General features: G+C 29.1%; 20 protein-coding genes. All 20 read left to right on the top strand.

The window, feature by feature from the left end; translation table 11 throughout:
• The first annotated feature begins 206 nt into the window (after positions 1-206).
• The 20 genes from dpaL to D3Z33_RS03855 all read left to right on the top strand — a co-directional run bounded on the left by dpaL (position 207) and on the right by D3Z33_RS03855 (position 22,608).
• Complete coding sequence (gene dpaL / locus D3Z33_RS03950) at positions 207-1,427, top strand: diaminopropionate ammonia-lyase (RefSeq protein WP_160196478.1); 1,221 nt, start codon at positions 207-209, stop codon at positions 1,425-1,427.
• 48 nt (positions 1,428-1,475) lie between these two features.
• A complete protein-coding gene (locus D3Z33_RS03945; RefSeq protein WP_160196477.1) occupies positions 1,476-2,696 on the top strand; it encodes a YgeY family selenium metabolism-linked hydrolase in 1,221 nt (406 codons plus the stop codon).
• A 24-nt stretch (positions 2,697-2,720) separates the two neighbouring features.
• The gene (locus tag D3Z33_RS03940) at positions 2,721-3,704 is read left to right on the top strand and encodes an ornithine carbamoyltransferase (RefSeq protein WP_160196476.1); all 984 of its coding nucleotides are present in this window, start codon (positions 2,721-2,723) and stop codon (positions 3,702-3,704) included.
• 88 nt (positions 3,705-3,792) lie between these two features.
• Positions 3,793-5,172, top strand: a complete 1,380-nt coding sequence (hydA, locus tag D3Z33_RS03935) for a dihydropyrimidinase (protein ID WP_160196475.1) — start codon at positions 3,793-3,795, stop codon at positions 5,170-5,172.
• A 47-nt stretch (positions 5,173-5,219) separates the two neighbouring features.
• A complete protein-coding gene (locus D3Z33_RS03930; protein ID WP_160196474.1) occupies positions 5,220-6,308 on the top strand; it encodes a 4Fe-4S binding protein in 1,089 nt (362 codons plus the stop codon).
• 31 nt (positions 6,309-6,339) lie between these two features.
• A complete protein-coding gene (gene xdh / locus D3Z33_RS03925) occupies positions 6,340-8,901 on the top strand; it encodes a selenium-dependent xanthine dehydrogenase (RefSeq protein ID WP_160196511.1) in 2,562 nt (853 codons plus the stop codon).
• Positions 8,902-8,914: 13 nt separating this feature from the next.
• Positions 8,915-9,298 (top strand): RidA family protein, encoded by a 384-nt coding sequence (locus D3Z33_RS03920; RefSeq protein WP_160196473.1) that lies wholly within the window; start codon positions 8,915-8,917, stop codon positions 9,296-9,298.
• Between the two features lie 112 nt (positions 9,299-9,410).
• Entirely contained in the window at positions 9,411-10,790 is a 1,380-nt protein-coding gene (locus D3Z33_RS03915) for a uracil-xanthine permease family protein (protein ID WP_160196472.1), read from the top strand.
• Positions 10,791-10,879: 89 nt separating this feature from the next.
• Entirely contained in the window at positions 10,880-11,215 is a 336-nt protein-coding gene (locus D3Z33_RS03910) for a winged helix-turn-helix domain-containing protein (RefSeq protein WP_160196471.1), read from the top strand.
• Between the two features lie 51 nt (positions 11,216-11,266).
• Positions 11,267-12,073, top strand: a complete 807-nt coding sequence (gene yqeB / locus D3Z33_RS03905; protein ID WP_160196470.1) for a selenium-dependent molybdenum cofactor biosynthesis protein YqeB — start codon at positions 11,267-11,269, stop codon at positions 12,071-12,073.
• A complete protein-coding gene (yqeC, locus tag D3Z33_RS03900) occupies positions 12,060-12,809 on the top strand; it encodes a selenium cofactor biosynthesis protein YqeC (protein WP_160196469.1) in 750 nt (249 codons plus the stop codon). The genes yqeB and yqeC overlap by 14 nt, the downstream gene beginning before the upstream one ends.
• The gene (gene mocA / locus D3Z33_RS03895; protein ID WP_160196468.1) at positions 12,806-13,387 is read left to right on the top strand and encodes a molybdenum cofactor cytidylyltransferase; all 582 of its coding nucleotides are present in this window, start codon (positions 12,806-12,808) and stop codon (positions 13,385-13,387) included. The genes yqeC and mocA overlap by 4 nt, the downstream gene beginning before the upstream one ends.
• 3 nt (positions 13,388-13,390) lie before the next feature.
• Positions 13,391-14,197 (top strand): XdhC family protein, encoded by an 807-nt coding sequence (locus D3Z33_RS03890; protein WP_160196467.1) that lies wholly within the window; start codon positions 13,391-13,393, stop codon positions 14,195-14,197.
• 80 nt (positions 14,198-14,277) lie between these two features.
• A complete protein-coding gene (locus D3Z33_RS03885) occupies positions 14,278-15,231 on the top strand; it encodes an AEC family transporter (protein ID WP_160196466.1) in 954 nt (317 codons plus the stop codon).
• 105 nt (positions 15,232-15,336) lie between these two features.
• The gene (gene galT / locus D3Z33_RS03880; RefSeq protein WP_160196465.1) at positions 15,337-16,881 is read left to right on the top strand and encodes a UDP-glucose--hexose-1-phosphate uridylyltransferase; all 1,545 of its coding nucleotides are present in this window, start codon (positions 15,337-15,339) and stop codon (positions 16,879-16,881) included.
• Between the two features lie 96 nt (positions 16,882-16,977).
• Complete coding sequence (locus D3Z33_RS03875) at positions 16,978-17,934, top strand: DUF4474 domain-containing protein (RefSeq protein ID WP_243153403.1); 957 nt, start codon at positions 16,978-16,980, stop codon at positions 17,932-17,934.
• Between the two features lies 1 nt (position 17,935).
• A complete protein-coding gene (locus tag D3Z33_RS03870; protein WP_160196464.1) occupies positions 17,936-18,832 on the top strand; it encodes a metallophosphoesterase in 897 nt (298 codons plus the stop codon).
• Positions 18,833-18,913: 81 nt separating this feature from the next.
• On the top strand, positions 18,914-20,722 hold the full coding sequence (pepF, locus tag D3Z33_RS03865) for an oligoendopeptidase F (protein ID WP_160196463.1): 1,809 nt from the start codon (positions 18,914-18,916) through the stop codon (positions 20,720-20,722).
• A gap of 34 nt (positions 20,723-20,756) precedes the next feature.
• The gene (locus D3Z33_RS03860; RefSeq protein WP_160196462.1) at positions 20,757-21,623 is read left to right on the top strand and encodes a fumarylacetoacetate hydrolase family protein; all 867 of its coding nucleotides are present in this window, start codon (positions 20,757-20,759) and stop codon (positions 21,621-21,623) included.
• 88 nt (positions 21,624-21,711) lie between these two features.
• Positions 21,712-22,608 (top strand): vanadium-dependent haloperoxidase, encoded by an 897-nt coding sequence (locus D3Z33_RS03855; RefSeq protein ID WP_160196461.1) that lies wholly within the window; start codon positions 21,712-21,714, stop codon positions 22,606-22,608.
• Positions 22,609-22,662 lie beyond the last annotated feature (54 nt).

Below are 22,662 nucleotides of genomic sequence, written 5' to 3'. Positions count from 1 at the left end.
AACAATAAAGTATAAAAATTAGCTAATTTTTATACTTTATTGTTTATTTTATAACAAAACATAAAAATTAAATGTCTATAAGTAGCTTATAAAGTCTTATTTATAAAAATTTTATAACTATTAAATGTTATCTTTAATAGTTTGGCATGGTAATTGCTTATATAAATAAGTGTGAAGAAAAATAAAAGCTGAAAGGAGATTCATGAATGGTTGAATCTATTAAAATAGTAATGAATAAAGAAGCAAGAAAGAATCAAAATAAAGTCTCTGTAAAAGACTTTAATTTAGAAAATGCTAAGAATGTTAAAAAATTTCATGAAAGTTTTGATGTATATTCTAAAACTCCTCTTGCAAGACTTAAAAATCTTTCAAATAAACTAGGAGTTTCTGAAATATTAGTAAAAGATGAATCATACAGATTTGGATTAAATGCATTTAAAGTATTAGGAGGCTCTTATGCAATTGGTAATTTTTTAGCACAAAAACTAGATGTTTCAATGAAAGATGTTACATTTAATATGCTTACTAAGAAAGAAACAAAAGAAAAATTAGGTGATATTACTTTTGTGACTGCTACAGATGGAAATCATGGTAGAGGAGTTGCTTGGGCGGCACAACAGTTAAATCAAAATGCCGTTGTATATATGCCAAAAGGATCCTCTGAAATAAGACTTAAAAACATACAAGCGACTGGAGCAGAAGCAAGTATTACTGATATGAATTATGATGATGCAGTTAGATTATCACTTGATATGGCTAATAAATATGGTTGGGAAATAATTCAAGATACTGCTTGGGAGGGCTATAAAGATATTCCTCTATGGATAATGCAAGGGTATGCTACATTAATGCTAGAAGCAGTGGAACAAATGGAAGAAATGAAAATAGAAAAACCAACACATGTGTTTATACAAGCAGGTGTAGGTTCACTTGCTGGAGCAGTACAAGGATTTATAGCAGCTTATTATGGAGAAGATAGACCAATAACTGTTGTAGTGGAGCCAAATAAAGCTGACTGCATATATAGATCAGGCAAGAATAAAAAGATTACTAATGTAACTGGTGATATGAATACTATAATGGCAGGACTTGCTTGTGGAGAACCAAATCCAATTGGATGGGAGATATTAAATGATTATTCAGATGCATATATTTCATGTCCAGAGTATATAGCAGCCAATGGAATGAGAGTTCTTGGAAACCCGTTAAATGGTGATGACAGAGTAGTTTCTGGTGAGTCAGGGGCAGTTACTACAGGTATAGTATATTCAATACTTAAAGATGAAGATTTAAAAGATTTAAAAGAACAATTAAAACTAGATGAAAATTCTCGAGTTTTAGTTGTAAGTACAGAAGGAGATACTGATCCAGATTACTATAGGGAAATAGTTTGGAATGGAGTTTATCCTGATAAGTACATTGACTAAGATAGAAAATAATTTAATATAAATTTTAATTTAAAGGGAGGATTTAAAATGTCAAAATATTTTAAAGTTAAAGAAATTTTCGAATTAGCAAAAAAGTATGAACAAGATATGTCTACATTTTTAAGAAAAATGATTAGTCATCCAAGTGAATCTTGTAATGAGAAGGAAGTAATTCATACAATTAAAGAAGAAATGGAAAAAGTAGGTTTTGATAAAGTGGAAATAGATCCAATGGGTAATGTGTTAGGTTATATTGGTCATGGAAAACATGTAATAGCTATGGATGCTCATATTGATACTGTAGGTGTAGGTGATGAATCTGCATGGGAGTTTGACCCTTTTGAAGGAATGGAAGATGATGAGGTAGTAGGTGGAAGAGGAGCTTCTGACCAAGAAGGCGGAATGGCTTCAATGGTATATGCTGGTAAAATCATAAAAGACTTAGGTCTTGAAGATGATTATACTTTAATAGTTACAGGTACAGTTCAAGAAGAAGATTGTGATGGATTATGCTGGCAATATATTATAGAAGAATCTAAGATTAAGCCAGAATTTGTAGTTATAACTGAGCCAACTTCTTTAAATATTTATAGAGGACATAGAGGAAGAATGGAAATTAAAGTTACTACTAAAGGATTGAGTTGTCATGGCTCTGCTCCAGAAAGAGGAGAAAATGCAATATTTAAAATGGCTCCAATATTAAATGAATTAAAGGCATTGCATGAAAATCTACATTATGATGAATTTTTGGGAAAAGGTACATTAACAGTTTCTGAAATATTCTTCTCATCACCATCAAGATGTGCGGTTGCAGATGGCTGTACTATTTCAATAGATAGAAGACTTACAGATGGTGAAACTTGGCAAGGTGCAATTCAAGAAATTAAAAATTTACCTGCAGTAAAAGCTGCAAATGCAGAAGTGGAGTTATATAAATACGATAGACCATCATGGACAGGACTTGTTTATCCTACAGAATCATATTTCCCATCATGGGTATTGGAAGAAGACCACCCAGCTTGTCAAACATTAGTTGATGGATATAGAGAATTATTTAAAGAAGAACCATTAGTTGATAAGTGGACTTTCTCTACAAATGCTGTTTCTATAATGGGAAGATATGGGATACCATGTATAGGATTTGGACCAGGTCATGAAGACCAAGCACATGCGCCAAATGAAAAAACTTGGAAAAATGAGTTAGTAAAATGTGCAGCACTTTATGCTTTAACACCGATAACTTATGTAAATAAGTATGTAAATAAATAATAAAATTTTAGGGGGAATATAATAATGCAAACTACATTTAGAGGTAAGGACTTTATAACATTACAAGAATGGACAAAGGATGAAATTAACACTTTATTAGATGTATCTTTTGATTTAAAAAGAAAATTTGCTATGGGAGAGTCAACTCCATATTTGAGAGATAAATCAATATTTTTAATGTTCTTTGAACAATCTACAAGAACAAGAAATTCAATGGAAGCAGGAATGGCACAATTAGGTGGACATGGTAACTTCCTAGATACTTCAACAATGCAAATAGCACATGGTGAAGTTGCTAAGGATACTGGAGTAATATTATCTAGAATGGGTCATGGAATAGCTGCAAGGAATTGTTTCTGGAAACAAGGAAATAAATATTTAAGAGAAATGGCTAAATATGCATCAGTTCCAGTAATGAATCTTCAATGTGACCTTTATCATCCAATGCAAGGAATAGCTGACTTAATGACTATTCAAGAAAAATTAGGAAGAACTCAAAATGTAAAAGTATCTATCATTTGGGCATATGCTACTACTCATAAGAAGCCTATTTCAGTACCTTTAACTCAGGCTTTATTATTCCCAAGATATGGTATGGATGTAACTTTAGCTTATCCTAAAGGATATGATTTACCAGATTGGGCTATTGAACAAGCCAAAGAAAATGCAGAAAAAAATGGTGGAAAATTTAGAATAACTCATGATATGGAAGAAGCATATAGAAATGCTGATGTAGTTATACCTAAGAACTGGGGTAGTTGGGTAAATAATGAAAGTGAAGAAGTTGTAGATGATATGTTAGAGCAATATAAGAGCTGGAAATGTACTCAAGAAATGATGGATTTAACTAATAAAGATTCTATATACATGCATGCGTTACCAGCAGATAGAGTAAATGAAGTGGAAGATTCAGTTATAGATGGGCCACATTCAGTAATTTATGATGAAGCAGAAAATAGACTTCATACAGCTAAAGCGGTAATGACATTAACAATGGGTGGAAAGTAAATATAATTTAATAAAGAGGAGAGTTTTCTCCTCTTTATTAAACCTCTAAAACCTTTTCCATACAAAAGCCATTGTAGGAGGTAACAATATGATAATTAAAAATGGCTTAATAATTTCAGAACAAAGTACTTATAAAGCTGATATTTTAATAAAAGACGAAAAAATAGAATGCATAGGTAATAACATAGAAGAACAAGGACATGAAATTATAGATGCAGAAGGACGGTATATAATTCCAGGAGCAATAGATGTTCATACTCATATGAATTTGATAGCTGGAAATTATCCTACAGTTGATGATTTTTACTCAGGAACAATAGCAGCTGCATGTGGTGGAACAACAACTATTGTTGATCATTTAGGTTTTGGACCTGAAGGTTGTAACTTAAGCCATCAGATTAATAAATATCATGAATTAGCTCATGATAAAGCTATGATTGATTATAGTTTTCATGGTGTTGTACAGCATCTAAATGATGAAATTTTAGATGAATTAGAATACCATGTAAACAATGGAATCATTAGTTTTAAGGTGTATATGGCGTACAATAATAAATTAAGTGATGATGAATTATATAGAGTTCTTAGAAAAATGAAACAATTAGGTGGTATTGTACCAGTTCATGCAGAAAATGATCAAGTCATAAATTATTTTAGAGCTAAATATAAAAGTCAAGGTAAAATTGCTCCAATATATCATGCTAAATCTAGACCAAATAATACAGAATCAGAGGCAATAGGTAGGATACTTAATTTAGCTAAACTTGCAGGGGATGCACCAGTGTATATTGTACATTTATCCACTAAAGAAGGTTTACAAGAAGTAAAGGAAGCACGAAAAAGAGGACAGAAAAATATATTTGTAGAAACTTGTACTCAATATTTGACTCTTACTGAAGAGAAATATGAAAAAGATCATTTTGAAGGACTTAAATATATAATGGCCCCACCTTTAAGAACGAAAAAAGATATTGATTTTTTGTGGAAGGGAATAAACCAAGGTCATATACAAACTATTGGAACTGATCATTGTCCTTTTAGCTTTAGTCAAAAACTGATAGCAAAAAATGATTTTACTATAGCACCAGGAGGAGGACCTGGTGTAGAAGAAAGGGTTTCAGTAATATTTTCAGAAGGAGTTAGTAAAGGGAAGATAAGTATAAATAAATTTGTAGAAATGATGTGTACAAATCCTTCAAGAATATATGGATTATACCCTAAGAAGGGTGTAATACAACCAGGTTCAGATGCCGACATAGTGATAATAAATCCGAACAGTGAACGAGAAATAAAAATCAAAGATTTACATGGAAATTCAGATTATTCTATGTATGAAGGTTTAAAAGTTAAATGTAAAATTGATAGAGTAATATTAAGGGGAATTACAATTGTAAAGGAAAATGAATTTTTATCAAATACAATCAAAGGAAAATTTATAAAGAGGAAAAAGATAAACAAAAATTTATAATTTAATATAGTTTTAAACTATCACTCAAAAGGAAGGTGTAGTATATTATGGCAAAATTAAGTGTAAATATTTGTGGTATAGAATTTCCAAATCCAGTGATGACGGCAGCAGGTCCAGGTGCGAGAAATGGTGATTATTGCAAAAAAGCAGCAGATGGTGGTGCAGGTGGTATTGTCACAAAAACTATTTCAGTAAAGCCAGCAGATATACCAAGGCCTTGTATGGGAAATACTAAAAGTGGATTTTTAAATACAGAATTATGGTCAGAGCACTCAGTTGAAGAATGGTTAGAAACAGAATATAAAATAGCAAAAGAAACTGGATTACCAGTTATTATAGGTATGGGTTATACTGCACAGCAAATAGAAAAATTAGCTCCAATGGTAAAGCCTTATGCAGATGCAGTAGAGCTATCTACACATTATGTAGGAACGGATGTAACCCCTATAGTAAATGCTATGAAGGCAGCAAAAAGATTTTTAGATGTACCTGTATTTGTTAAAATGAGTCCTCATACTGATATTCAAACCATAGCTAAAGCTTTAGAAGAAGCAGGAGCTGATGGACTTGTAATGATTAATTCTTTTGGGCCAGTTATGACTATAGATACTGACACAGGGCTTCCTATAATGGGTAGTAAAACAGGATATGGTTGGTTATCAGGATCTCCAATTCATCCTTTAGCTGTTAGATGTATATATGATGCTTCAAAATCTGTAAATATTCCTATTATTGGTGTAGGTGGTGTTACTAATGGAAGAGAAGTAGCAGAGATGTTTATGGCAGGGGCATCAGCAGTTCAAGTTTGTACAGAAGCTATATTAAAGGGACCGGACATATATGGAAAAATAGTTAAAGAATTAAATGATTTTTTAGATGAAAAAGGCTATAAAGATATAGAAGAGATAAAAGGATTAACACATAAAAAGATAGAGGAAAGAAATTATAGAGAGCATGTTATACCTCCATCGATTGATGGTGATAAATGTATATTATGTGGAATATGTGAAAGGGTTTGCCCATATGATGCAATAAAGGTTGAAGATGAGTGGAAAATAGATGTAGATAAATGTTTTGGTTGTGGATTGTGTGTAACAGTATGTCCTACAAATGCTCTAAGTATACCTTATAAATAGAGTAAAACTCTCATAGGGGATGTGAATGAATATGTATAGCTTTATATTAAATGGAAAAAAAATAGAGGTTGAAAAGGATAAGAGATTATTAGAATATCTAAGAGATGATACGGATTTAACATCAGTAAAAAATGGATGTAATGGTGAAGGGGTATGTGGTGCATGTACAATATTAGTAGATGGTAAGAAAATGAAAGCATGTATCTTAACTATTTCTAAAATTGATGGTAAAAAAATAACAACAGTTGAAGGACTCACAGATATAGAAAAAGAAATATATACTTGGGCATTTGGAAAAGCTGGAGCAGTTCAATGTGGTTACTGTATACCGGGTATGGTTATATCAGCTAAAGCTTTAATAGATAAAAACTCTAATCCATCATCAAATGATATTAAAAAAGCTATAGTAGGCAATTTATGTAGGTGTACTGGATATGTAAAAATTGAAAAAGCTATAGCACTTGCAGCAAAAGCACTTAGAGAAGGTAATATTCCAAAAGACGAAAAGTCTAAAGGGAATGTTGGAGATAGAATGAAAAGAATAGATAATGATGAAAAAGTACTTGGTACAGGGGAATATGTAGATGATATGAAAATAGAAGGAATGATATATGGTAAAGCACTAAGAACTAAATATCCTCGTGCTCTAATTAAAAGTATTAATATAGAAAAAGCATTAGAGCATAAGGATTGTGAAACAGTGCTCACAGCAAAAGATATACCAGGGGAAAGATATATAGGACACCTTAAAAAAGATTGGCCTGCTCTTATAGATATAGGAGAAGAAACAAGATACTTAGGAGATGGAATTGCATTAGTAGCATCTAATACTAAAGAATCTCTTGATGAAATATTAAACTTAATAGAAGTTGAGTATGAAGAATTAGTTCCACTATCTAAACCTGAGATTGCTATGAAGGAAGATTCTCCAAAAATTCATGAAAAGGGTAATATATTATCAAAACAATTTCTTAAAAAAGGTAATGTTGATGAAGTGATTAAAAACTCAAAATATGTAGTTACAAATCATTATTCTACACCTTTTACTGAACATGCTTTTTTAGAGCCTGAAAGCGGATTAGCAGTTCCAGAAAATGATGGAGTAACTATATATACTAGTTGTCAAGGAGTATATGCAGTTCAGTCAGAATGTTCAGAGTTGTTAGGAGTTGAACCTAAAAGAGTAAGAGCAATATGTAAACTTGTAGGGGGAGGTTTTGGAGGTAAAGAGGATATGAGTGTTCAGCATCATGCAGCACTTCTTGCTTGGGATACTAAAAAACCAGTGAAAGTTACTCTTACAAGAGCTGAAAGTTTAGTAATTCATCCAAAGAGACATCCAATGGAAATGGAATTTACTACAGCATGTGATGAAAGTGGAAAACTTACAGCAATGAAAGCTAGAATAATAGCTGACACAGGTGCATATGCATCATTAGGTGGACCAGTCCTTCAAAGAGCTTGTACTCACGCAGCAGGTCCATATAATTATCAAAATGTAGATATAGAAGGAATAGCTGTTTATACTAACAATCCTCCAGCAGGTGCATATAGAGGATTTGGAGTAACTCAGACAATATTTGCAACAGAGTGTAATATTAATCTTTTAGCACAAAAAGCAGGATTATCTGCTTGGGAAATAAGATATAGAAATGCTATAAAACCAGGTGATATATTACCGAATGGACAAATTGCAGATGAAACTACAGCAATGGTAGAATGTTTAGAATCACTTAAAGAAGAATATGATAATAATACTTATGTAGGCATAGCATCAGGAATAAAAAATACTGGTCTTGGAGTTGGTGTACCTGATATAGGCAGATGTAGACTATCAGTGGTAAATGGTAAAATACACATAAGAGTAGGCGCAGTTTGTATAGGACAAGGGCTTGGAACTATAATGACTCAGATTTTATGTGAAACAGTGGATATTTCACCAGAACTTGTAGTTGTTGATGCTCCAGATACAGCTATTACACCTAACTCAGGAATGACTACAGCTTCACGTCAAACTTTTTTTGCAGGTGAGGCAGTTAGAAGAGCATCTTTAAAACTAAAAAAATCATTAGAAGTAAAACTACTTAAGGAATTAGAAGATGAAGACTTTTATGGTGAATATGAAGGTATAACAGATCCTATGGGATCTCAAAAAGATAATCCAGTAAGTCATGTTGCTTATAGCTATGCTGCTCATTTAGTTATATTAAATGATGAAGGAAAATTAAAAAAAGTAGTGGCAGCACATGATATAGGAAAAGCGATAAATCCTAAGAATTTAGAAGGTCAAATTGAAGGTGGAGTAGTAATGAGCCTTGGATATGCATTAACAGAAGATTATCCATTAAAAGATTCTATACCTCAAGTTAAATTCGGAAAATTAGGACTATTTCGTTCTACATCTGTTCCAGAGATTAAATCTGTTATAATAGAAAAGAGTAATGAAATTCTTGCATTTGGAGCAAAAGGAATTGGTGAAATAGCTTCAATACCTACAGCTCCAGCGGTACAAGGAGCATACTTAAAGTATGATGGTGAATTTAGAACGAAATTGCCATTAGAAGACACACCGTATAATAAAAAGAAAAAATAAAGGAGAGATTAATTTGGTAGAAAGAACAGTAGTATCAACAAAGAAAGCACCAGGAGCAATAGGACCATATTCACAAGCAATAAAAGTAGGAGAGTTCGTATTTACTTCAGGACAATTGCCAATGGATCCTGAATCAGGTGAATTAATTAATGATATTAAAAAAGCTACTGCTAGATCACTTGATAGTGTAAAGGCAATATTAGAAGAAGCAGGAAGTAGTATGGAAAACATAATTAAAACTACAATATTTGTAAAAGACTTAGATGATTTTGCAGCAGTAAATGAAGTTTATGGCACATATTTTGGTGATGAACCACCAGCAAGATCATGTGTTCAAGTAGCAAAAATACCAAAAGATGCTAAAGTTGAAATCGAAGCTATAGCTAAACTAAAATAATAAATTGCTAAGCTAGATGATTAATCATCTAGCTGGGCTTAATCTTCTCACTAATGATAATTAATACTATAGTGATTTGTTAAAATTTAAACTGAAAATATTAGGGGGTAATATGATGGAAGGAAAAAGCACCAGAAGTAATTCAGTATTTGATTTATATGGAAGACCACCGATTACAAGAGCAGCACCACTTGGGATTCAACATGTTTTAGCAATGTTAGTAGGAAATATTACACCAGCTATAATTTTAGCAGGAGCAGTAGGACTTTCAACAGGAGAATCAACTCTTTTAATTCAAGCTGCAATGTTTATAGCAGGAATAGCTACATTATTACAACTTTATCCAGTAGGTGGAAGATCTAATTTTAGAATAGGATCAGGACTTCCTGTTATAATGGGAGTTAGTTTTGCATATGTGCCAACTGTATTATCAATTGCAAATAACTATGGAATTGCAGGAGTATTAGGAGCACAATTAGTAGGTGGTATAGTTGCTATTATAGTAGGTATATTTATAAAGCCTTTGAGAAAATTTTTCCCTCCTATAGTTTCAGGAACAGTAGTACTTACTATAGGATTATCACTATATCCAATAGCTATAAATTATATGGCAGGTGGAGTAGGTGCAGCAAATTATGGCTCACTTAAAAATTGGGCTGTAGCTATTGTAACATTAGTAGTGGTATTAATATGTAATAATTTCACAAAAGGAATAACAAAATTAGCATCAGTATTAATGGGAATAATAGCAGGATATATTTTAGCATTAGCACTTGGGATGATAAGTTTTTCTGGAGTAGGAGATGCAGGATGGATAGCTATTCCAAGACCTCTTCATTTTGGAATAAAATTTTATCCTACAGCAATAATAACAATGTCCATAATGTATATAGTTAATTCTATTCAGGCAGTAGGAGATTTATCAGCTACAACTGCAGGAGGACTTGATAGAGAACCAACAGATAGTGAATTATCAGGTGGTATAATAGGAAATGGTACTGCAAGTATATTAGGTTCGCTTTTTGGAGGATTACCAACTGCAACATATAGCCAAAATGTAGGTATAGTTGCTATGAATAAAGTTGTAAGTAAATTTGTATTACTTCTTGCTGCTGGAACAATACTTTTAGCAGGATTCATACCAAAAATTGGAGCAATTATGACCACAATACCTCAATCAGTATTAGGTGGTGCTACAATATCAGTATTTGCTATGATTACTATGACAGGTATAAAGCTTATAACTCAAGATGAAATGTCAACTCGAAATGTTTCAATAGTTGGTCTTGCAATAGCCCTTGGGATGGGAATCACAACTGTACCAGGAGCTTTAGAACAATTTCCAGAATGGGTAACGGAAATATTTACATCTTCACCAGTTATAATTGCAGCTATAGTAGTGTTTTTCTTAAATATTATAGTGCCAAAGAAAACTATTGATGAAGAAAAGAAAGAAAGACAAGAAATAGCTGATAAAGAAAAAATAGGCTAAGAGTAGTTTGAGTTTGTATACATAGTTATAGTATGGTGCTTTATGATATACTATAACTATGTATTTTTATTTAATAGGGGGATATTGTTTTGAAGGTAGGATATAGAGTATGGATAGAAAATGAAAATAAAGCCTTTGGTAAAGGTCCTTATGAATTACTTATACAAATAAATAAATTAGGGTCAATAAATATGGCTTGTAAAAATTTAAATATGAGTTATAGTAAAGGTTTCAAAATAATAAAAAAGATTGAAGATGAATTGGGATTTAAATTATTAGATAGAACAATAGGTGGAAAGTCTGGTGGAGGTTGTAGTCTAACTGAAAATGCAAAAAAAATGATATGTTCATATGAAAATTTTATAGAAGAATTAGATATGGAAATGAATAGGTTATTTGAAAAACATTTTAATAATATAATTTAATTTTTTTAAAAGTCGTTATGTAGATAGAAATATAGCGAAAGGGTGAAATGTATGCTAGTAATAATAAGAGGTGCGGGAGATATAGCTACAGGAATAGGACATAGATTATATATGAGTGGTTTTGATGTTATATTTTTAGAAAAAGAAAATCCATCTATGGTTAGAAGGAAAGTTTCTTTTTCAGAAGCTGTATATGAAGACGAAATTACTATAGAAAATTTAACTGCAAAATTATCAGATTCAAAATATAAATCTTTAAGCTTAATTAAAAAAGGAATAGTTCCAGTAATGATAGACCCTGATGGAAAATATATAGAACAATTTAAACCTAAAATAATAGTAGATGGAATACTTGCAAAAAAGAATATAGGGACATATAAAGATATGGCTGATATAGTAATAGGTGTAGGACCTGGATTTTCAGCAGGTGAAGATGTGGAAACAGTAGTAGAAACTAAAAGAGGTCATATGCTAGGAAAAGTAATTTATAAAGGAACACCTGAACCAAATACGGGAATTCCTGGCAACATTGGAGGTTTTACAGAGGAAAGAGTACTTAGAGCAAAATCTGATGGAAATATAAAAGTATTAAAAGATATAGGAACTTTAGTTGAAAAAGGAGATGTAGTAGCTACTATATGTGAATGTCAAGTAGAGACAAAAATATCAGGAGTAATTAGAGGTATGATTAGAGATAATTATTATGTGTATGAAGGTATGAAAATAGGGGATGTAGATCCAAGAGGCGAAGAAAAATATTGTTACCAAATATCAGATAAAGCACGTGCAGTAGCAGGAGGAGTATTAGAAGCTATAATGTATAATTTATATAGGAAAAACAATAATGAGATTAAGTGATAGATTAAATATAAAAAAGAAAGATTTAATATCTATAGTAGGAGCTGGAGGAAAAACTTCAGTTATGTATGAAATAGCAAAAGAATGTAAAAATAAAAATCTAAAGATACTTTTAACCACAACTACTAAAATATACTATCCAACAGAAAATTTTATAGATAATATATTTTTACTAAATAAAGAAAGTATAGATATAACTAAAATAAAAAATGGAACTATTACAATCATAGGAGAATATGTATCAACAGAAAACAAATTAATAGGTATAGATAAAAGTTTTATAGATGAAATATCTAAAAGAAATATCTTTGATTTAATAATAGTAGAAGCAGATGGATCAAAAAGAAAAACTATAAAAGCCCCTAATTATCATGAACCATTAATTCCAAGTAAAACTACAAAGGTAATAGGAATTATAGGAATAGATGCTATAGGAATGCTATTAAATAATAAAAATGTCCATAGAGTAGATGAGTTTTCATCTGTAACAGGTACCAAAATAGGTGAAATTATAAGTAATAATTCAATAAAAAAATTAGTAATATCTAAAGATGGATTATTTAAAAATAGTCCTGAGAATACAGAAAAAATACTTATACTAAATAAAGCTGATGACAAAGAACTTCAAATAAAAGGATGTAAATTATCAAGAAGTATAAATAAAGAAACTATAGATTTAAAGTATATGTTCGTAACAAGCATTTACAATAAGTATTGTAGAAGGTGTGAACTATGATAACAGCAATAATAATGGCATCAGGATTTTCAGAGAGAATGGGTAGTGATAAATTATTTTTAAAGGTAAACTCTCAAACTTTAATAGAGAGAACAATAAAAATAGTTAAAGGGTCTAAAATAGATAATATAATTATAGTTTATAGAGATAAGAGAATAAAAGATATTGCTAAAAATCAAGGTATTATTTCAATATATAATAATAATGCAAAAAAAGGACAAAGTGAATCTATAAAGTTAGGAATAAAATCAGCAGATGAAAGGACAAAAGGGTTCATATTTTTTGTAGGAGATCAACCTTTTTTATCAATAGGAGTTATAAATAAGATTATAACTGAATTTAAGAAAAGGAGAGAAGAGATAATAATTCCTCTTTATAATGGCAAAAGAGGAAACCCCATTATATTTCCAGCTTTGTTGAAAAAAGAGTTATTATTGATTAATGGAGATATAGGAGGGAGAGAAGTCATAAAAAACAACCTTGATATTGTAAATTACATAAAAATTCACGATAAATATTTAGGTATAGACATAGATACAATTGAAGATTATAAAAAAATAATAGATAGAGGAGAATAAAAAATGTATGAGATTGAATATATTGAAGAAGTTAAAAAAGAAATTCAAATGAATAAAAAAGTGGCACTTGCCATAGTAACTGATTCAAAAGGTTCAACCCCTAGAGAAAATGGTGCAATGATGGTAATAAAAGAAGATGAATCAATTGTAGGCACAATAGGGGGAGGGAAAATTGAATATGATGTATTAAAACGTGCTAAAGAATGTTTAGAAACAGGAGAAAGTAAAAAATATAATTATGAACTTACTGAAAAAGGTGAATTAGGTATGACTTGTGGAGGACAAGCTGAAATATTTATAAAAGTATTTAATAAAAAAGATACATTACTTATAGTAGGTGGAGGTCATATAGCTCAAAGATTATATAAATTAGGTGAATTTCTAGATTTTAAAACAGTAGTATTTGAAACTAGAAAAGAAATAATAGAAAGTGATATTTTTCCAGATAGCGTAGAACTTAAAACCGGGGATATAACAGAAGAATTAAACAATTACCCAATATCTGATAATTCATATATCGTACTTGTAAGTAAAGGTCATAAAGATGATTTAAAGGCCTTGAGAGAAGTTTATGATAGTGGAGCTAAATATATAGGTATGATAGGAAGTATAAGAAAATGTAAAAACATGATGGACACTTTAGTTAAAGAAGGTATAGAAAGAGAAAGATTAAAAAAAGTATTTGCTCCAATAGGGTTGGATCTTGGGGGAGAAACCCCAGAAGAAATTGCTTTCTCTATAATGAGTCAAATTCTAGCTGTAAAAAATGAATCAACAGCTAAAAGCATGAAATATAACTTTTTCAAATAAGCGGACTTTCTAGTTCGCTTATTTTGTTATATACTACTTGTTAGTATATATTACTATATATTTAAAGGATGGATGTAAATATGGGAGAAATTATATCAAAAGTAATACCAATATTTTTGCTTATAGCACTTGGGTATATTATAAAACAAAAAAATTTAGTTAAACAAGAATCAATGGATGAATTAAAAAATGGAGTCATAAATATAGCATTACCTGCATTATTATTTATTACTTTTAGAGATATGACTCTTAAAAAGGAGTATTTTTTAGTTATATTCATAGTATTTATATTACTTATTATATTATATAATATAGGTAATTTATTAAATAAAATTAAGTATATAGCTCATCCTCTAGTACCATTTATAGTTACTTCATTTACTTTTGGACTTTTAGGAATACCCTTATTTAGCTCTGTGTTTGGAGTTGAAAATTTAGAGAAGATATCAATATTTGGAGTAGCACATGAATTCTTTGTATGGTTTATATTTTATACATTATTAAAAATGAAATTTAATAATGAAAGATTTTCCATACATATAATTAAAGGATTTTTAACTTCACCTCTTATAATTTCAATTATTTTAGGATTATTATTAAATATTATGAATATAGAAAAAATATTTTTTGAAAATACCTTTTTCATAGGTGTAGACATTACATTAAATTATTTATCAAGTATTGCAACTCCTATTATACTTATTATCATAGGATTTGGACTTAAAATAAATAAAATATACATAAAACAAAGTATGAAATTATTCCTTATAAGAATAATAACTATACTGATTATGGGATATATCTTTAAATTAGTTATAATAAATAAAATTATAACTAATGATCCTTTATTTGATTATGCATACTTTACATTTTTAATATTGCCACCACCCTATTCATTATCCATATTTGTAGATAAATATGCTAACAGAGAATATAGTGAAATAGCTAATAATGTAGTTGTAATTCATACAATAGCATGTATTATAATCTTTGTATTATTTGTTTTAACTTTTGTAGGGGACAACCTATATTAAAAAAGCAATTAAAGTAGGATATAGTAGAGAGGAATGATAACTTGTAAACTAGGGTTATTAAAGTATATAATCTATATATAGAAATATATATAGGAGGCGAACTTTTTGAGCAAGAAAGGTATATCGTATGAAGTAGAAAGATTATTAAATTTTGCATATCAAAATGATATGATTGAAAAGTTAGACATGGTTCAAATGAGAAATAGTTTAATGGATTTATTAAAAATTGAAGAACCTTATAATGGTGAATTTAAAGATGAAATATTAGATAGTCCTGTAGATATATTAGAAAGTATATTGGATTATGCTCATCAAGAAGGAATAATAGAAAGAAATACAACATCTATGAGAGACTTATTAGATGCAAAGATTATGGGAATATTAATTCCACGACAATCAGCTATTGCGACTAAATTTTGGAATACTGAAAAAAATTCTGGAATAGAAAAAGCTACTGAAGATTATTATAAAATGTCAAAAGCGTCTAATTATATAAGAATGGATAGAATAAATAAAAATTTATATTGGAAGACAAATACAGAATATGGTGATTTAGAAATTACTATAAATCTATCTAAGCCAGAAAAAGATCCAAAGGATATTGCACTTGCAAAATTACAAGCAAAAAGATCATATCCTAAATGTTTATTATGTTTAGAAAATGTAGGATATAAAGGTAGAATAAATCATCCAGCACGTCAAAATCATAGGGTTATACCTATAAAGTTAAATGATGAAAATTGGTATATGCAATACTCTCCATATGTTTATTATAATGAACATAGTATTATATTCAAAGAAAATCATGAGCCTATGAGTATTACAAAAAAAAGTTTTAATAGGTTATTAGATTTTATAGAAAAGATACCACACTATTTTATAGGTTCAAATGCAGATTTGCCCATTGTAGGAGGGTCTATACTTAGTCATGAGCATTTTCAAGGTGGAAATCATAAATTTGCTATGGAAAAAGCTAATATAGAGTTACAGTTTAAATCCAATGACTTTAAAAACGTTAACATAGGTATAGTAAAATGGCCAATGTCAGTTATCAGATTATCTGGAAAATATAAAAAAGATATAGTGGAGTTAGCATCTAAGATATTAAATTCTTGGAGGAATTATAATGATGAAAGTGTAGATATATTATCTTTTTCAGAAGGAGAACCTCATAATACTATAACTCCTATAGCAAGAAAAAATTCAAATGATGAGTATGAATTAGATTTAGTTTTAAGAAATAATAGAATAAATGAAAAATACCCAAAAGGAATTTTTCATCCTCATCAAAGATTACATCATATAAAGAAAGAAAATATAGGATTAATTGAAGTTATGGGACTTGCAGTACTTCCAGGAAGACTTGAAAAAGAAATAGAAAAAATTGAAGACATTCTTTTAAATAATGAACTTATATCTAAGTTAGAACAATATGAACAAATACAAAAACATAGGGATTGGATAATTGAGTTAGTAGATAAATATGGTGCTATAAATAATAGAGATGAAGCAAGAGAGATATTAGAAAAAGAAGTTGGAATGAAGTTCTTGGATGTATTAAAAGATGCTGGAGTATATAAAAGAACTCAAGAAGGAAAAAAAGCTTTTATTAGATTTATGAAATATAATAATTTTGATATTATTGATTAAATTATATGACTACCTATAATAGGTAGTCATATCTATTTTTAACATAATATTTATATTCTGAATACAATATTATATGAAAATATTCGAGGTGATATTATGTTAAATAATGTAGATTCTTCTTATTTTATATCATTTTTTTTAGTATTTATTATCTTAATGATAATAGTTTATAAAAAATATAAAGAATATAGTAAAAATTTATTTGAAAAATATAAAACTCCACTTGATAAAGAAAAGATAGATGAAATTATAGATATAAGTGGATATTCTTATGATGAAAGACAAGATATATTTTTTTCTAATATAGATGCTTGGCAAAGAAAAATGGGATATTGTAGATTATATGATGAAGCCGCTGCACCACTAGGCATGATAATAGATTGTGAGCCAATATATTTTGAATATGATAATAAAAGGTGGCTAATAGAATTTTGGAAAGGACAATATGATTTATGTACTGGGGCTGAAATTGGAATATATTATACTACAGGTCCAGATTTAGATATACCTGATTTTTTTAATGGCACTTTTTATAATGCAGTAAAGGATGAAGATTTTCTTGAAATTTCTTTTGTTCTGAAAAGGAATAATAGAACAATTCTTAAAAGAAAATCTAGACATTGGTGGTTGACAGGGTTTAGAGTTGGAGAGTTTTCTGAACCAGAAGAACTTACTATGGATATAAAAATTGTATTTAAAAATAGAGATATGACTAATAGCTTCATAAAAGGATTAAGAAATGCTAATTATTCATATACTGAAATAGTTCAAAGAGGAAATATAATCAGATTAAAATTTGATAAGCCTCATGTGGAACAACCTTATACTAGAAATGAAAAAACAGATAAAATTATACAATTTAAAAATAAAGAATTATGTGATAAATATGAGTTATTAACAGAAGCATATGATACCTTCCCAGAAAAATTAGAGATATTATATAAAAAGTCACCTGATTTATATAAAGAAGTTTTAAATATAGGTAGACCTAAAAAGTTAATTGAAATATATAAAGAACTCCAAAAATATATTGATAGTAAAGAGGAAGACTAAAATGTATGGTCAAAAAAATTTATCTAAAGTTTATAATTCCTCTAAAGAAATATTATTTGATAATCATTCAAAAATAGTTATAATGAGTGATTGTCATAGAGGAGATGGCAGCTATGCTGATAACTTTTCTAAAAATAAGAATATTTATTTTGCAGCATTATCTAAATATTTAAATAAAGGATATATCTATATTGAACTTGGAGATGGTGATGAACTTTGGGAAAATAATAATATTGATGATATTATTGATGCTAATTTAGATACTTTTTGTATGTTATCTGAATTTTATAAGAGGAGAAGACTTTATTTTATATTTGGCAACCATGATATGATAAAAAAAGAACAAAAATATGTAAAAGAAAACTTATGCCAATTTTTAGGTCAAACTAATCAAGAATATATTAAACTCTTTGAAAATATAAAAGTTCATGAAGGTCTGATATTGAAGCATAAGGTTACAAAAGAAAAGATATTTTTAGTACATGGACATCAAGTTAGTTTTCTGGATTATAAACTGTGGAAATTGAGAAGATTCCTGGTAGGTAAATTATGGAAACATTTAGAGTTGTTTGGCATAAATGATCCTACTAGTCCTGCTAAAAATTATTCTAAACGGCAATTAATAGATAAAAGAATAATTAAATGGGTTAAAGATAATAAACAAATGATTATTGCAGGGCATACCCATAAACCTATATTCCCAGAAGTAGATGATATACCATATTTCAATGATGGTAGTTGTGTACATCCAACTGGGATTACTGCAATAGAGATCTCAAATGGATTTATTAGTTTAGTTAAGTGGGAAGTAAAATCAAAAACTGATGGCACACTATTTGTTGGTAGAGAAGTGATTTCTGGTCCAGAAAATTTAAAAGAATATTTCAAACTCAAATGAATATTCTTACGATTGCAAATATTTATGATATAATATTTATATTGATAAAATAGATATATAAAAGATGGAAAGAGGGATAAAATGAGCAAATTAAAGAACAGAAGTGAAGTAGATAAGTCACTTACTTGGGATTTATCTGATATTTTCAGTTCAGAGGGGGAGTATGAAAAAACGCTTGAAAATGTGGTAAAAGAATCTAGATTAATAGAAAAAGAATATAAAGGTAGATTAGATAATTCATCAACTATATTAAGTTGTCTTGAAAAATATGAAAAAGTATATGAAAATGTAATATTAACAAGTAATTATGCTTATCTTGCAGTTTCAGTTGATCAAACGGATTCAGATATGCAAACTTTATTCAACAAGAACAATAGCTTGATTTCAGAAATTTTAAGTAGACTTACATTTATAGAAAGTGAACTAAAAGAAGTAAAAGAAACTATATTAGATGAGTCTATAAATAAAACAGATAAATATAAAAATTATTTAAAAGATATAAAAAGAAGTAAACCTTATACACTTAATCCAGAAGTTGAAAAATCATTTGCAAGTCTTTCACCAATTTTAGATTCTCCAGAAAATATATATAATCAAGCAAAACTTGCTGATATGGACTTTCCAAGCTTTGAGGTCAATGGAGTTGAATACCCACTTAGTTTTGTACTTTATGAAAACTCTTATCAAGGAAATAAAGATACAGATTTAAGAAGAAAAGCATTTGATTTATTTTCAAATAAAATAGGTGAATATAAAAATACAATAGCTACTGCATATCAAACTCAAGTACAAAAAGAAAAAATAATGAGTTCCATGAGAGGTTTTAATTCTGTATTTGAATATTTACTTTTTGACCAAAAAGTAGATAGAGAGCTTTATGATAGACAGATAGATATAATTATGGAAAAATTAGCTCCTCATATGAGAAAGTATGCTAAACTAATAAAGAGAATATATAATTTAGATGAAATTACTTTTGCAGATTTAAAAGTTTCTATTGATCCTGATTATGACCCTGAAGTTACAATAGAAGAGTCTAAAGAGTATATAAAAGGTGCATTATCAGTTATGGGAGAAGACTATTTAAATATGGTTATGAAATCATATGATGAAAGATGGGTAGATTTTGCTCAAAATAAAGGGAAATCTACAGGAGGTTTTTGTGCAACTCCTTTTGGAGTTCATCCATATATATTATTATCTTGGAATGGTCTTATGAGTGAAGTATTTACTTTGGTTCATGAATTAGGTCATGGCGGTCACTTCCTACTTTCTCAAGAAAATAATAATGTATTCGATGAATCACCTTCACTTTATTTTATAGAGGCACCTTCAACTATAAATGAAATGCTTTTAAGTAATTATTTGATAAATAAAGAGGATGATCCTAGATTTAAAAGATGGGTTTTATCTTCAATGATTACAAACACTTATTTTCATAATTTTGTAACACATTTATTAGAAGCACACTATCAAAGAGAAGTTTATAAAATTATTGATAGAGGCGAAAGTGTATATGCAGAAAAATTAAGCGAAATAAAAAGAAATACATTAGAAAAGTTTTGGGGAGAAGATGTAAAGATAAATAAGGGAGCAGAGTTAACTTGGATGAGACAGCCTCATTATTATATGGGACTTTATCCATATACTTATAGTGCGGGACTTACTGTAGCTACAGAAGTTAGTAAAAGAATATTAAATGAAGGAGAAAAAGCAGTAGAAGATTGGTTAAATGTATTAAAAGCAGGTGGAACAAAAACACCAGTAGAACTTGCAAAAATGGCAGGAGTAGATATTACTACTGATAAACCTTTAAATGAAACAATAGATTATATTGGAAAGGTTATTGATGAAATAATTGAACTTACAAATCAAATAGAAGGAAATTAAAGTGCAAACTTATATGTTATTAGGAGGATAATATTTGAAGATTATTACATTTCTATATAATAATAAAGAAGAAATTGGTATTTTTACTAATGAGGGTGTTTTAAATATAAATGAAATTAATCTATCAAAGAAGTTTTCAGATATGATAGATTTTATAAAAAATAGTACTAAAGATGATTTCGAAATTATAAAAGAAAGTAAACCTAATATTAATGTAGATGACATCAAATTACTTTCACCTATAATAAGACCAGTTCACGATATAATTTGTGTTGGTAGAAATTATATAGATCATATTAAAGAAATAAGTAAAACCAATCAAGAAATAGATGTAAATAATTTTAAATTAAACTATTTTAGCAAAAGAGCAAATATAATAAAGTCTACAAAAGAAGATATAAATGGAAGATTTGATTTAGATTCTAAAATTGATTATGAAGTAGAACTTGCAGTTATTATTGGAAAAAAAGCTAAAAATATTAAAAGAGAAAATATTAAAGAATATATATTTGGATTTTCTATTTTTAATGATTTAACTTCTAGAAAAATTCAAAAAGATCATAAACAATGGTTTTTAGGTAAGAGTTTAGATGATTATTCAATACTTGGACCATTTATTGTAACTATAGATGAATTTAAGTTTCCTATAGAATTAGATATACTATCTAAAGTTAATGGACAAATAAGACAAAACTCAAATACTAGATATATGATAAAAACCATAGAAGATATAATAGTAGAGTTATCTTCTCATATGACTTTAGAGCCAGGAGATATTATTTCCACAGGCACACCTTCTGGAGTAGGCATGGGATTTAATCCTCCAAAGTTTTTAAAGTCAGGAGATATAGTTGAGTGTAGTATAGAGCAAATTGGAGTTTTAAAAAATAGAATAAAATAAAATATCTAAGATAGTTGAAAAGATAGTATCTCAAAATAATAACCTTTAGCATATATTATACTAAGTCATATTTTGGAGGTTATTATGTATGAGTCAATGTAAGAATAAGGACTTAAAAAGAAAATGGTCTGAATTATCTTATGCAGGTGAAAAAAGGGTTCCTCAAGGAATAAGTCCTTTTGCAGGATCATGGCCACTTTATTATTTTGATAGAAATAATAAAGGCAAGTTTACAACATTAGCTGGAAAAGAAATTGCGTTTGAAATTTTATCTCCTGATAATTTTAACTTTGATAAAGAATTATTAGTTGTAAAAGAAACACTTGATAATCTTACACCACTTGAAAAAAGAAAAGCGGAATATTGGGGGGATGGTCCTGCTACAAAACAATGGACTCCTATAATAGACAGGTTAATAGACACTTATGGTTTAGGACCTATAAGAGCATCTAGAGTACTTGCAGCTGTTCATGGAGCAATAAATGATGCTTTTGTTATTACTTGGTATTTTAAATATTTATGGGATATTCCAAGACCAAACCAGCTTGATCAAGAATTATATACAGAAATATGTACACCTAAGTTTCCAACTTATCCTTCTGGACATTCAGTGGTAGCTGGAGCTGTAGAAATTGTATTAAGCTATTTCTTCTCTACTGAATCTGACAAGTTGAAGGAATTAGCAGAAGAAAATTCAAAGTCTAGACTATATGGTGGAGTTCATTTTCCAGCAGATTTAACAGAGGGATTAAAATTAGGTAGACAAATAGGTGAAATTATCGTATCTGTATTACAAAAACAATATGATGGAAATCAATCTTTAATTGATATAAATATAACTGAAAATTTAGATGCTGAACTTGTTCCTCCACCATATGAACAAGTTATTGAGTTTCCATCAAGAGCTCGTGATTGTAATTTACCTCTTTTAGATGATTATTATAGATATAGTTTAGAGGTTGAATCGGATAATGAAGATTTATAGATTTTAGAGACAATTTTTATTGTCTCTTTTTTGTGATATACTTGAAATATAGTA

Source organism: Senegalia massiliensis, from assembly GCF_009911265.1.
Classification (GTDB): Bacteria; Bacillota; Clostridia; order Tissierellales; family SIT17; genus Anaeromonas; species Anaeromonas massiliensis_A.
This window is presented reverse-complemented; position numbering and strand designations above follow the sequence as displayed.

Excerpts from the sequence above, each read along its gene's own strand:
- dpaL (WP_160196478.1), top strand. The coding sequence starts at position 207 with ATGGTTGAATCTATTAAAATAGTAATGAATAAAGAAGCAAGAAAGAAT.
- D3Z33_RS03945 (WP_160196477.1), top strand. The coding sequence starts at position 1,476 with ATGTCAAAATATTTTAAAGTTAAAGAAATTTTCGAATTAGCAAAAAAG.
- D3Z33_RS03940 (WP_160196476.1), top strand. The coding sequence starts at position 2,721 with ATGCAAACTACATTTAGAGGTAAGGACTTTATAACATTACAAGAATGG.
- hydA (WP_160196475.1), top strand. The coding sequence starts at position 3,793 with ATGATAATTAAAAATGGCTTAATAATTTCAGAACAAAGTACTTATAAA.
- D3Z33_RS03930 (WP_160196474.1), top strand. The coding sequence starts at position 5,220 with ATGGCAAAATTAAGTGTAAATATTTGTGGTATAGAATTTCCAAATCCA.
- xdh (WP_160196511.1), top strand. The coding sequence starts at position 6,340 with ATGTATAGCTTTATATTAAATGGAAAAAAAATAGAGGTTGAAAAGGAT.
- D3Z33_RS03915 (WP_160196472.1), top strand. The coding sequence starts at position 9,411 with ATGATGGAAGGAAAAAGCACCAGAAGTAATTCAGTATTTGATTTATAT.
- yqeB (WP_160196470.1), top strand. The coding sequence starts at position 11,267 with ATGCTAGTAATAATAAGAGGTGCGGGAGATATAGCTACAGGAATAGGA.
- yqeC (WP_160196469.1), top strand. The coding sequence starts at position 12,060 with ATGAGATTAAGTGATAGATTAAATATAAAAAAGAAAGATTTAATATCT.
- mocA (WP_160196468.1), top strand. The coding sequence starts at position 12,806 with ATGATAACAGCAATAATAATGGCATCAGGATTTTCAGAGAGAATGGGT.
- D3Z33_RS03890 (WP_160196467.1), top strand. The coding sequence starts at position 13,391 with ATGTATGAGATTGAATATATTGAAGAAGTTAAAAAAGAAATTCAAATG.
- D3Z33_RS03885 (WP_160196466.1), top strand. The coding sequence starts at position 14,278 with ATGGGAGAAATTATATCAAAAGTAATACCAATATTTTTGCTTATAGCA.
- D3Z33_RS03875 (WP_243153403.1), top strand. The coding sequence starts at position 16,978 with ATGTTAAATAATGTAGATTCTTCTTATTTTATATCATTTTTTTTAGTA.
- D3Z33_RS03870 (WP_160196464.1), top strand. The coding sequence starts at position 17,936 with ATGTATGGTCAAAAAAATTTATCTAAAGTTTATAATTCCTCTAAAGAA.
- pepF (WP_160196463.1), top strand. The coding sequence starts at position 18,914 with ATGAGCAAATTAAAGAACAGAAGTGAAGTAGATAAGTCACTTACTTGG.
- D3Z33_RS03855 (WP_160196461.1), top strand. The coding sequence starts at position 21,712 with ATGAGTCAATGTAAGAATAAGGACTTAAAAAGAAAATGGTCTGAATTA.